Here is a 13,506-nt window from a genome sequence, read left to right on the forward strand (position 1 = left end):
TTGCTTATTTATATGTTAAGATTAGAATATTGTACCAAATTCAAGTGTAGAATTCAATCACAGTTGAGACCAGCATCTAAAGGAATTCCATACTTGGATGAGAGATAACATTCTATTATGTTTCGATTTATCGCACTTAAAGCACCATCAAAATAGATTATTTCTGAAGCTATTCCACCAAAATATTCGCTCCCCCCCGATTGATTTCTTCTACCAATAGACATATAGGAGTTTCCACTATAGGTATGCATTGGAGCAACATCTATGTATTCTTGAAGACCATTTATAAAAATAGATCTATTTATCGAATCAGCATGGCTATGTGCGAAAATAACTGGTTCATTGATTGCCGCTATTCGAGTCGTTGGTGAATGTGCAAACCCGCAATAGGTTGCTAGGAAAAAATCATTAGTTACGTTCCAATCATATCCAAACGCTTTGTCATTGCCACAAGTTGAACCAATACTGAAAACAATTTGCCCACCGCTATTAGCAAGTTCCTTGGCAAAAACTCCAAACATAGTAAAACTATTTCCAACTACGCCGGTTGCCGCAGCATTTTCTAGCCAGTGATTGTTTGCTTTCACGAATCGTATAGTAGGTTTGCCACCTATTCCCGATGCGACAAAACTAGGCTGGTTTGCTGCAGTACCTTGCGAGATATTGTTGCCAACTCCGCTATTGTCTAGCCAATCGGTTACAAGGTCATTGTTTGCTAGATAACTAAGGCTATCTGCTTGAAAATATGCTTTTAAGGAACTGGCAGCTGGTGTTCCAGACCAAGTTGAAACTTGAATCGGATTGTAACCAGATAATGCTCTTACTTCATCTGCGCTCAATTCTCGATTGTATATTGTCACTTCGTCAATTTGACCCGGGAATTCATAATTATTATTAAATGCTCCAATTGTTAAAGGAGAATTTGATGTGATATAGCTTGTTGAATCTTCTGCCCCTACTTGTTTTCCATTAAAGTATTGTTTTACGGCTGTTGGTGAAGCTGTTGGATTTACGGTCTGGCAAATGTGATACCATGTATACAGTGGGTTTGGAACATTTGGGTTGCAAACAGCTCCAAAAACACAACCTCTCATTATAGGTGTTGCGGTTAGGTTACTTGCACCTAATATGAATGCATTTCCTGTAGCACTTGTTCCATACGCAGCCGCAATCTTTAAAGTAGGTGTAGCCAATGCTTGGTTTATACGTGTCCAAACACACATACTCCTCGCATCTTGTCCTTGGGGAAGTGGAAGATTCGTGTTCACATTTTGCATAAACTGATTGGTTCCATTGAATGTATAGGCAGAATTGGGATTGCCCATTCGATCTTGACTTAGAGTTGGACCGTTAAATGGTGTTAGATGATAGTTGAATCCACTGCTATCATTTGGATCACCTTGTAAATCATAGCGAGCGACAAGACCTTCTGGAATCTGGGATGCGAGATTTCGAATTTGGTTTACAGTAAGAACGCGATTGTACAATCTCGCATCGTCGATTTTGCCAGGATAATAATCCGATCCAAACCAGGATCCTAAATGCAAGGATCCGACTCCTCCATTTGCTGTGTTCAGAGCAGCTGCTGGAAGAGTAGCTCCAATTTGTCTACCATCCGCGAAGATGGTAACATTAGTTCCATCATAGGTTCCACATAGATGAGTCCATACATGAAGGGGTAATGAATAATTGACCGTATAATCATTCACACCTGTTAAAATTCCAACTTGCTGAATTCCAGCAATTCTAGACATTCCGATTCCGAACGAATTATTCATGTTATTGAAGCCGTAGAGAAAAGCTGGAAGGGCTTGACCGTCTGAAGTCGGAAGTTGCTCAGGTTTTACCCAAACACAAATTGTTCTTGGCGATTTTCCATACGGTAAACCGTGCGGATTGTTCGGTGAATTATAACTTCCAGCTCTAGTTCGTCTGCCACCGTTAACCATTCCATCTTTGCCAAAAGAGAAACCTGGAGTTCCAATTGTATTCGATATGACATAACTATTTGGTCCTGAGTCTACAATTCCCGCTGTATCAAGATCATAATGAGCAACTAGTCCAGGTGAGCCCAAACTATTATAAGGTGTTCCGACACCGCCTGGCGATGCATCACGAGACAGCTCAGCGACCTCTCCTTCGTTGATCGATCTTTGATATATTCTTAGATCGGCTATGGCACCTCTAAAATAATTTGCATTAGAAAGATTTCCGCCAATCATAAGGTTAGTGGTTGTTATATTATTGGGAAGAATATCTTCTGTTCCAATTAATTTACCATTCGCATAAATCTTGAATTTTGTTGCAGAGACAGTCTTTTTGATCGTTAGATGAGTCCATAAGTTTGGAACCATTCGATAGCCTAAAGTTCGAATTCCTACTCCGCCTGCAATCAATCTTAGTTTATTCGCATCAGTTCCAGCACCAGTCCCTTCCATTGCCAAACCAAAACCATCGGCTACAGTTGAGGAGCCTAAATAGAAAAATAAATTATTGGCATCAGGTCCAGTATTTCCATCCCAACGAACCCATAAACTCACAGAAATATTTTCGACAGCTGGAGTGATGTTAGCTGAGGCTGTGATTCGATTGGTTCCATCAAAAAAAGCCGATCCATTTGCTCCACCAAATCTACCGTTGAAATAACTGGGTGTTCCATCCCATACTGCATCGGGAGGATTGGGAGTTTGAGAATCGTAATCTATAGTATTCCCGGCAAAAGGAAAACGATGCTTGAGTTTATTATTGGAAATTTTTCGTATGGAATGGTTACTGCTTACATAGAGCGCGCGACCATCAGTGCCTATCATGGCAGGTTGATCCATTCTTGCATTTGCACCAACTCCGTTTGACGCTCCCGATAAAGTTGGGGTTCCTACGATTGTAGTGACATTTCCCGAACTTATTTCCAATCTTCTTACCAAATGGGATGTATTGAATTCAACAAAATATAAATCAAAACCGTCCGTAACTAGACCATGCGGACCTCGCAGTCTAGCGGCTGTTCCGTTCGCATCAATATGACCAGCTGACTCAGCAATATCTCCTGCAACAGTTGTAACTGCCTGCGTCGTCATATCAATTCTTCGTATGTTATTGCCAGCATTGCATGCTACATACATATAATTACCAATAATAGTGATATCGTAAGGAGTGTTCAAGTTGGCAGCAGTTCCAATTGCATCAAGAGTGCCTGCGGTTCCAGATCCAGCAAATGTGGTAACTTCATTGCTGCGCAAATTCAAGCGGCGGATACGATGGTTATCTCTATCGGCAATATAAAGATAATGATCTTGTAGAGCCAATCCATAAGGGCTATTGAATCTCGCAATTGCTCCTACACCATCTGCGAAGCCACTAGATGTATCGCCTGCGAGTGTTATTACATTAGCACTCGATATTCGAGTCCTTCTGATTCTATGCCCTCCTAGGTGGTCTGCATTGTAGATATAGGTTCCGTCAGTAACAGCACCCGTAGGTTCATTGAATCTCGCAGCAGTTCCCACATCGTCAACCCAGCCACCGACATTCGTCAACGATCCCGCGAAAACATTTGTAAATCCATCTGCTGGATTAATACGAACTATGCGATTATTAAGTCTATCCATCACATAGAAATAGGTTCCGTCAAAAGTAATGCCACGTGGAGTATTGAACCGACTAACACCTATTGCGCCTATAGCTGTTCCAGGTACAGGGCTTCCAGGGCCATCAGCAATTTCTCCTTGGTAGACACTGTAATCGAACTTTAGAGATGGATTTTTTTGGATTCTGCTTCCACCTATATGATATCCTTCGACACAATTAATATCGAGGGTAGTGATGTCCGCTCCCCCTACAGTTCCAGATACCGTCGTAGGATTTACAAATATACAATGTTGTCCTTGGGGCTGAGCTGTGATTGTATAATCCAGAGCAACTCCGCTATTTACATTGAAGGTTGGTATAGGATCACCAGAATTCAAAACAAAGGGCGCGCCAACTGCGGCACCTGGATCAATTGTTATTGAAGAACCTGGAAGTAGATTTCCTGCATTTGGTCCACTTATCGATCCTGACAAATTGTATTGGTTTACAGAACAAGAAATATTGACATTGGTTACGTTCGCATTAGAAACAGTTCCTGTATCATTACTCAGGACGCAAGTCTGCCATGGACTTGTTGGCGAACTCAGTATTGTCACGGCATAACCAACTCCCGATGCAACAGCTGTCGCAAAAGTATATCCACCGTTAGCTGATAATATCGTATTATCTGCGGCATTATTTTGAACGACAAAGCTATTAAGAGTAAATGGTGTCGTCAATGTCGAAATAGTTCCACCGATCGTATATGTGTTAACAGGATAGGATAAGTTTACAATATCACTTTGTGTGAAATTTTCCCGACAGGCACGAACTTTCACGAGTTTATTATCAATTCCCGCATGCGTGAAGTTAGCATTCGATCCTGTCGTGCAAACATTGGGAGTCGCTCCGCATACGGGATCGACTGGAGCTGTTGGAGAATCAGCTGAGTTCTGACAAAACCAAGTAATCGCAGTAGTAGTGGTAGTAAATCCTGTTGTTCCTCCAGCGTCCATTCCCGTTGCGGTTGCAACAACAGGTGATGGGTCTGCAACTTTTAGATTATAAGATCCACTTGCGACAACCGCAGAAGGAGGCCAACCTGCTCGACATTGCCGAACTTTGATGGTATGATTGATTGCTTCTGTTATTGGAATTGTTGTCGTAGTTGTATCGGGCGAGGCACACGTCGGATCAGTTTGCGCGCCCGTTCCGTCTCCCAAAGTATAACGAAAGTTAGCTCCAGTTACTGGAGCATTGAGTGCGACATTTACAAGATTATTAAAAGTTCCTGCTACTGTAATCAATTCTGGAAGAGGTAGAGCGCAAGAAATCAATAGATCATTGACATTTCCCGAAACAAATATAGGTGCACCGGTTCCAGTACCTGTTACGTTACAAGCTTGAATTGGTGAAGATGGCTGAGTTGTGATCGTTACTTGGAATTGAGCGCCAGGAGGAATTGCAGCAGGAAAGGAAAAGGTTGTATCACCGGCATTGATATTTAAGTTTTGAGTAGCAAAAGCCGTTCCTCCTGTATTTGTCAGAGATAGAACAAGACCACTTCCTACAATACTACTCGGAGTACCTCCCGGTATGCTCACAGTTCCCACTGCTAAATAACCTGCAGTGCAGTTTACGATTACAGTATTGGTTGGTCCCGCAATGGTTCCATTAGGTGAAGGTATTGAACAAGATCCAGTTGTAATTACACCACCAGCATTTAAGATAGATAAAGAATATGCAGATCCACTGACAAGACTAGTCGGAAAAGAAAGTGTTGTATCACCTGTGAATTGAATGATTTCGGATCCATTCACTTGGATCTGCAATTCATTACCAACGCCAAGTGTTCCGAGTGCACCAATTCCAACTACTTGAACTGAAAGAGGATTTATATCCGTTACGCAATCTATGACCATACTAAGGTCTGCATTCGTCAATGTCCCTGTTGTTGAGACTGGAGTTGTGATTGAACATGTCTGCCAAGGATTAGTTGGTTGGCTGACAATAGCAAGTTGGTATGATGAGTTCTGGGGAATTGGAGGAAAGGCAAAGCTTGTTGAAGTTATGGAAACAGTCTCGGTAACTCCGGCTGTTGTATTGGAGATTTCCAATCCTGAACCCAATAAATTATTTACAATTCCAGAAATTGAAAGTAAGCCCTCGCCGCAAACAACTTGAATACTTGTGACATTGCCATTAATAATAGTTCCCGTACCACCCTCCACTGTACAATTTTGCGGGGGAGATGTAGGTTGGGTTTTTACTATCACATTGTAGGATGTACTTTTGGAATAACTATTTGCAAAAGTAAATGTTCCATTTTCGTCAACGGAGATTGACTCAGAATTATTTTCAATTTCTAACCCAGAACCCAAAAGCCCAGATACTTCGAAAGAGATTGTGTAATTTTGTTGGTTATCTAGAAATCTTAAAAAACTCAAAGATTCTAATTCCGATTTCTGCAGAGAAGGAAGCGAGCATGAAAATAAGCTAAGAGCTAGTAATAATTTTATGATTTTATAATTTTGCATTTTCCTACAATATACCCGCAATTTTATTATGCTAGGTACAAATCCAAAAATCAAGTAAATTTATTGACTACATCTATAAACTAATGGGATTAAACCGCTTAAAATAAATTATTTCATAGGGTGTTTTACCCTATAGAATCCATTTTTAAGACTTTTCAAAGATTTATAATCGACCACAGATAAAAGAAATATTTTAATACTGGTCGCTTAGGACTGAATTTTTACGTGAGAGACAAGAATTATTCTGTAAAGAAATCTTTTGGCTAATTTTAAATTAATTTATTGAGCTGCTCTTTCATGATAGATTTGGATTTGGAATCAGGAAATTGATCGAGATAACGGATCAGATACATTATGTCTTTTTCAATTTCTTCCATAATCAGTTTCTCTACTTCATAACCTTCCAATAGTTCCAGAATCTTTTTCTCATTACTTGCATTAATAGATTGTACAATTAGTTCACGGTCTTTTCTCAACGCTTTGTCTCGAAGAAAAATGATTGGGTATGTATATAATTTATTATGGAAATCTTTTAAGAATACTTTGCCACTAGTCTTGGAGTCTGTAAAATAATCTAATAAGTCATCTCGCTTCTGGAAGATCCTTCCCATTGTAATTCCAAACTCTCTTAAAGATTTGGATTTTTTGCGATCCCAACCTTTTAGAATACCAACGCACTCAGTGGCTGCTCCAAATAAGGAAGCAGTCTTGCCATAAATGATCTGCTCATAGGTTTGGAGTGTGATTTTGGGATTTTTCTCCCATTGCATTTGCAATAACTCACTTACTGCAAGATCTCGTATAACTTCTGTAAATGAATCCATCAATAATGGATTCCGCAGTTTGTTGAGTCTTTCTATACCACAGGCTAGGAGAAAATCACCTGCGAGTATTGCAGTTTTGTTCCCATGCAATGCTCCAACGGTTTTTTTGCCACGTCTAGTGTCAGCTTGGTCAACAACATCATCATGCAGAAGACTTGCAGCGTGAATCAATTCTGTGATCGACGCAACTATCCATTGCTCTTTTCCCGTATATTCTAATATATCACATAAAAGTAAATGAGTTAGCGGGCGAATTCTTTTGCCGCCAGATTCAATAACATGTTTTTTGACATCACGAAGAATTTTTAGATCCTCGCGAATCAATGAATCTAAGGTGGAATCCACCTTTTTTATCGCTAAACTGATGTTCAAGGAACTAAAACCTTTTCTTATCTAGTACCTGCTGGTATATTGAGAGCAATTCTTCCATCTCTTTCCAGCCCGTTTTTCGATAGATATTAATTAAGTTACGAAACATTCTTTTCAATATTGATGATGTACTCGTTCGAGCAAAGTATTTCTGAGTAGGATCAAACCCATGCGATTCAAGAAATTTCTCACAAGTATTGCGATCTAAGAGAACTCCACCATGGAATGGATCGATATAGGTCGTATAATCAGGCGAATCATAGAATAGCAAAAAATGAAAAGGCATATTCGTCCCGTACAACGGAAGTCCTAACCTTTTTCCAACTAATATGTAGATTACGGAAAGCGAAATTGGGATTCCGATTTTTGTTCTTATTACTTGACTTAAGTAAGAATTCTCAGGCAAATCATATCGATCTTGGTCTCCAGACAATCCTTCTTCTTCGACTAAAACTCGAATCAGAATCTGAACCTTAGCTTCATCAGAAAGAATTAAATGATTCTCCCTAAATAAATCTTCGATACGATTCGCAACCCGATCCAAATATTCTTTTAATTCAAGATACGATGCGTTGGGATCACCTAATTCTGATAAGAGGAATACTCCTTCTTCCAAATCTTCATAGTTTCTGGATAAAGGTCTGCTTGCAATTTGCATATAGCGATGATAAGTGCGTTCTGTCTGAATCAATCTTGCATAATTTCTTGAGCTAGATCTTAGAATTGGATCTTTTAAATTATCAATTGCGCTTAGAATGGAATGTTGCCAAGGAACCAGAGTGGAAATATTGCGAAGTATTTCGTGCTTTTTGTCCTTGGCTGAAAATTCTAATTCATAGAAGAGATGACCAAGCTCTTCTATAGGAATTGGTTGAATGTCAGAAGGCTTCATATTCTGACATTAATATAGAATGCAAATTTGGTCAAGAATGAACTAATTCTTTTAGTGCTTCTTCTTCTTGTTCTTTGGATGGAGGTGTGCCATGCCATTTAGGTTGGTTCTCCATATAGGAAACCCCTTTACCTAATGTAGTTTTGAATACAATAAGTGTTGGTGAACCTTTATGTGTAGCAGCTTTTTCAAATGCTTCAATGATTTCTGAAACATTATGTCCGTTCGCATCAATAACATTCCAACCAAAAGTTCTAAACTTCTCACCAAGAGGTTCAAGTCTCATCACTTCTTCGGTATTGCCATCAATCTGAATGAAATTTCTATCCATGAAAGCAATTAGGTTGTCTGTTTTATAATGAACAGCAGATTGAGCTGCTTCCCAAGTCATTCCTTCTCCACATTCTCCATCAGATATGCAAGTATAGATCTTATGCTTCTCACCTTTTAATCTAGCACCAAGTGCAAGACCAACCGATACAGACAATCCTTGTCCTAGAGATCCGCTAGAACTTTCTAATCCTTCCATATATCGAGTTGATGGATGTCCTTGTAATCTCGAATTGATGTTTCTAAATGTTAATAGATCTTCTTCGGGGAAATATCCAGATAGTCCCATCGCCGCATAACGGACTGCACATACATGTCCGTTTGAAAGGATCAATCGATCTCTTCCTTCCCAGTTTGGATTCTTGGGATCATGCTTTAGTACTTTCTTATATAATACTGCATATATATCGGCAAGACCAAGCGGTCCACCGGGATGACCGGACTTTGCTGCCGTCACCATTTTGATAATCTGAATTCTGATATTCTTTGCAAATTCTTGAATGCTTTTGATTTCGTCCATATAATCCTTTTTCTATTCCCCTACGTATTTAAAAATTACAAGCCCTGAAATGTAAACCACTAGGTAGAGTGGTATAAAAAAAATATGAATCCTCTTGTGAATTTCGCTTTTCCTTGTCATTCCTGTATAAGCCATAACCAACATCATTATGAGAGCAGTTGCCGCAAAGATGCGATGAGTCAAAATTATCCAAGGATCAACATTGGGAACGATTCCGTTCTCTTCGATCCCACCCATAAGATATTTCATGACAAGCAAATATACGGCAGTTGATAGATTGAAAAGGACTCCAATAGAATTGAAGATTCTATGAATTCTATTATCGGATTTTCGAAAATAATATCCAATAGCGAAACAGATCACAGATAAGGTCATTCCAAAATGTATTAAATAAAGACTCATAAACCAATGCTTTTCCATCGCTCCAGAGCTACAAAAAATTTTTATATTGACCATGGAAATTAAATTGAAAACTTGGTAATACATGCCGCCTTAGCTCAGTGGTAGAGCAGCTGTTTTGTAAACAGCTGGTCGGAGGTTCGAATCCCTCAGGCGGCTCCATTTTTTTTAGAATCTCCCTGTGAGACCTACAAGAACGGTAGAATGTGAATTTGAAATGAAAAATGGGTAGGTACCCAAGCGGTCAACGGGATCAGACTGTAAATCTGCCGGCTCAGCCTTCGAAGGTTCGAATCCTTCCCTGCCCACCATTTTCATTCTCAAATGCTTCTCAGTATCCGAAAAGTCTATAACCTGCATTCATAAAGAACTCAGTATTATCCTTCTCACCAAGTAGATCGATTGCAATTTTTAATTCCTTGTCTGTTGGTTTGGTTTTAGAACAGATTAGGTGCAATAGATAATCTTGCTCTGAATTTTCGCGCTTAGCAAAAGGTCCCAACTTACAGGCTTCATTGACTTGACCAGTTGCCACAAGGCTTTTGCCCAATTCACGATTCGCTCTTTCCTTGTTACCAAATTGCTGACTCTTGCGAAAATATTCTAAAGATTCATCGAATCTTTTTGTACTTCGTAAATATTGCCCATATAAATAAAACGCATCAGACTTTTCAGAGTCAGTGATAGATTCGCGTTCTAGATAATTTTCTATAACTTGAGGAGTTTCAGTTTCACCTGATTTGACGAGCAGTCCAATTCGAAAGATCGGGGATGCGATTGATTCTGGAAGATAGAACATCAATGTTCTCAATTCTTCAAAATAGCCTCGATTCATCAAAACGCTATAGACAAATTGGAAGAGTGATGCTGAGGACTGTTCGATCAATAGCTCGAGAAGATTTGAAATTTTCTCATTTGTTGGATGAACCGCTAGAGTGTATGCAGCAGAAAATTGATTAGAATTGATTTGATAGGCTCTTATCAATTCTCCAATTTTCTTTTCATGTTCTTTGCCGACGGCAAGAAATCCGCTATAACGAGAGTAATGTGATAATAGCTCAGGATATTTATTTGTTCTACCATATAAAAAATACAATCGAGTAGCGATTATTCTTTTAAGATCTCGATCAGGATTTTTGGCAAGTGATTCTTCATATATAGGTATGGAGAAAACTGGATACGATTTTTCGAGTTTATAAGCCTTCTCATAAAGGCGAAGAGATTCTTGAGCTTGAATAGAACGAGATACCGGTAACGCGATCAGAATCAAAAGCAGAATCGGAAATTTTTTTCCTTTTGACAAAATCATAAAAACTCTTTCAAAACAAATCCTGCAATACTTCTTTCTTGGAATCACTCGAATAATTGTTTTGGACGCAATCTTGTGTTGGCGTGTTGTCTTGGGTGAACCATTCTTGGTCTGAGCCTAGGCAATCAGAGCAACTTGTTTTGGAAGTCGAACATACTTTTGCACTCACTGCAAATACAGGCTTAGGAAAAGGTTCCGATTTTATATGTCTTCCTGCATCTACCGCTTTCATGATCTCGCCCCAAAGCGGTGCTGCGACCGTTCCACCCAATCCTCCTGAACCCATACCATATCTAGGACTATCATATCCAATCCATATAGCGAGTGTTATGCTTGGTCTGAGGCCTACGAACCAAGCATCTTTGTAGTCATTCGTAGTCCCAGTTTTACCAGCCACTATGCCTTTATATCCAGACCCATAGACACCACTTGCTCTTCCGCTGTCTTTTAGAAGAGAAAGAATTACTTCTGCGGAATCTGGTTTGATAACGGAGCGTTCTTCTGGAACTTTGAGATCGAATTCATCGCGATTCTTATAACTGTAGATCACTTTGCCATTGGGATTCAATATCCTCTTGACCAGATAAGGCCTTAGCACTTTACCTTCATTAGCAAAGGATGTGAATGCAGAAGCCATTTCCAGAGGAGAGATTTCTAAAGAACCTAAGGCGAGAGACAGATCATTTCGAAATCTTTTTGATTTCTCTGCAGAATCTGGAAAGAAAAATTGGGAAAAATAATGATCTAACTGTGAATAGCCCAATTTCTCAGCAATTTGGACAGCTGCTGTATTTTTGGATTTTACCAAAGCAGTTCTTAAGCTGATTTCGCCTTCGTATGATTTACCTAAGTTATCAGGCATCCAGTTCGGCATTCCACTCGCACCACGAAATATCAAAGGCGCATCCATGATTTTATCTGCGTTGGTTATCTTGCCAGAATTGATCGCCGATGCGTAGAGTATTGGTTTGATAGAAGATCCTGTCTGTCTTCGCATTTGTATGGCACGGTTGAATTGGTTCTGAGATTTAAATTCATCACCACCATGCATGAAAAGAACCTCACCTGTCCCTGGATCAACTGCGATGATTCCTGCTTGTAAACCAATAGCAGTACTTGACTCGTTTTCAATCCATTCCGAAGCCGAAGTAATTGACATGACCAAAGATGTTTCTTGTAAGAGATTACGAATTGCGAGTACTTCTTTGGGTTCAGATTTTGTTCTCTTGCTCAGCAGAGTCCTTCGAACTTGTCCATTTTTCTGAATTTTCTGGAGATGGTTGTGAACGATTTTCCCCACTTCTTCTTGTATACCTTTGAGAAGGGTTGTCTCAACTGTATAACCACCTTGATCATAAATATCAACGCCATCACCTTGTTGCTTCAATAAACTCCGAACATGTTCTGTTACATAAGGTGCTAAGTCTTGCCGATTGCCGTACACAGTTTCGTTAGGTGATCTCATGGAGAAAACTGTATAGATAGAAGAAACTTCATCCTGTGGAATATCTTTTAAAATTCCGCGATTTTTAAATGTGATAAGTATATAATCCAATCGAGTCTTAGAGAGCTGTGGATTCTTAAGCGGTGAATTGCGATTGGGTGCCGATGGCAATGTAGCAAGCAAAATTGCTTCTGCACGATTCAATTCGCTTGGATTCTTATTAAAATAGAACTTGATTGCTTCTCCAAAACCAAAAGCACCGTGACCAAGATACACATTGTTCATATAGTATTCTAGGATCTGGTCTTTGGTAAGATATGCTTCTAGAGCGAGGGCTAGTTCTAATTCTTTCCATTTACGTCCTAAGGATTTGGTTCGATCATCCAACAGAATTCTTGCCAATTGTTGTGTGATTGTGGAGGCACCTTGTTTATAGCGAAGATGGATAATGTTTGTTGCCATAGCACGTAATATGGCGAAATAATCAATTCCTCCGTGAGAGTAGAAATTTCTATCTTCTACATTCAATAATGCTGTTACAAGGTTTTCTGGGTAATCGGAGATTTTCAAGGTGCTGATTCTTTTCTGGAAAATTTCTGAAACAACTTGTCCATTGCGATCCAGAATTTTGGTAGGTTTACCTTTGGATAGACCATTCAAAATTTCATTCAACTCCGATTTGGTTTGCAATATACCTGCACCGAGGTAGGCGAGAAGTATCCCGCATATGATCAATCCAGAAAGCCCTACAAAATAAAATTTTCTAAGAATAGAACCTTGCTTTCGTTTGGTGGAAGATGAATTGGAGTAGTTTCTCTGTTGAATGATTGCATCATGTGGAGAATTTTTCCATAAAGATCTAATTTTATAGGGGATATCGGTTAGGAATTTTTGGATCTTATCGAAAATTCCAAAGAAGGGAGCTTGTGCAGCATTTTTGCTCACTCTTTCTTTTAGGCTCTTGAAATTGTTTCTTGATTTATCTTCCTTATTGAAGATTTCAACTTTCTTTTTTTCTAAGAACGGTCGCTCGGGATTGGTAAACCTATTGAAGAAATTGGTTCTGCTGTCCTGATTGGATGAATCTGAATTAGAATTTCTTGAGTGAGACGGAGATGTAAGATTCGACCGATCTGTTGGCGATTGTTCAATTTTGTAAAACCCATTTGAGAATCTTATCAAAGTTTTGGAATGGCAGAGCGCGCAAGAAATTCGGAACAATCCTTCTTGCGGAATTGGTTCCGGTAATTTGGTTAGACCTCCGCAGGCTGGGCAGGCATATCGATTGGTTTGGACATTGGTATCCATAGCGCTT

At 39.5% G+C, this 13,506-nt stretch carries 7 protein-coding genes and 2 tRNA genes; 2 read left to right on the forward strand and 7 right to left on the reverse strand.

Annotated features, from left to right (window positions below):
• Positions 1-53: 53 nt before the first annotated feature.
• The 5 genes from O4O04_RS03295 to O4O04_RS03315 form a co-directional block, all read right to left on the reverse strand.
• Complete coding sequence (locus O4O04_RS03295) at positions 54-6,104, reverse strand: LamG-like jellyroll fold domain-containing protein (protein ID WP_272534163.1); 6,051 nt, start codon at positions 6,102-6,104, stop codon at positions 54-56.
• Positions 6,105-6,373: 269 nt separating this feature from the next.
• The gene (locus O4O04_RS03300; protein WP_272534164.1) at positions 6,374-7,300 is read right to left on the reverse strand and encodes a polyprenyl synthetase family protein; all 927 of its coding nucleotides are present in this window, start codon (positions 7,298-7,300) and stop codon (positions 6,374-6,376) included.
• 4 nt (positions 7,301-7,304) lie between these two features.
• Positions 7,305-8,189 carry a transglutaminase-like domain-containing protein gene (locus tag O4O04_RS03305; protein WP_272534165.1) on the reverse strand — a complete coding sequence of 295 codons (885 nt, stop codon included), beginning with the start codon at positions 8,187-8,189 and terminating at the stop codon, positions 7,305-7,307.
• Positions 8,190-8,220: 31 nt separating this feature from the next.
• Positions 8,221-9,039 carry a transketolase gene (locus tag O4O04_RS03310; RefSeq protein ID WP_272534166.1) on the reverse strand — a complete coding sequence of 273 codons (819 nt, stop codon included), beginning with the start codon at positions 9,037-9,039 and terminating at the stop codon, positions 8,221-8,223.
• A gap of 12 nt (positions 9,040-9,051) precedes the next feature.
• Positions 9,052-9,441 carry a DUF420 domain-containing protein gene (locus O4O04_RS03315; RefSeq protein WP_272534167.1) on the reverse strand — a complete coding sequence of 130 codons (390 nt, stop codon included), beginning with the start codon at positions 9,439-9,441 and terminating at the stop codon, positions 9,052-9,054.
• 84 nt (positions 9,442-9,525) lie between these two features.
• Here O4O04_RS03315 and O4O04_RS03320 point away from each other — a divergent pair.
• A tRNA-Thr gene (locus O4O04_RS03320) sits at positions 9,526-9,600 on the forward strand.
• Positions 9,601-9,664: 64 nt separating this feature from the next.
• Positions 9,665-9,749: transfer RNA gene (locus tag O4O04_RS03325), tRNA-Tyr, on the forward strand.
• A gap of 20 nt (positions 9,750-9,769) precedes the next feature.
• Here O4O04_RS03325 and O4O04_RS03330 read toward each other — a convergent pair.
• Positions 9,770-10,747, reverse strand: coding sequence for a hypothetical protein (locus O4O04_RS03330; RefSeq protein ID WP_272534168.1), 978 nt, complete (start codon positions 10,745-10,747; stop codon positions 9,770-9,772).
• Positions 10,748-10,757: 10 nt separating this feature from the next.
• Entirely contained in the window at positions 10,758-13,499 is a 2,742-nt protein-coding gene (locus tag O4O04_RS03335; protein ID WP_272534170.1) for a transglycosylase domain-containing protein, read from the reverse strand.
• Positions 13,500-13,506 lie beyond the last annotated feature (7 nt).

Origin of the sequence: Leptospira sp. GIMC2001 (assembly GCF_028462125.1) — a bacterium.
Taxonomy (GTDB): Bacteria; Spirochaetota; Leptospiria; order Leptospirales; family Leptospiraceae.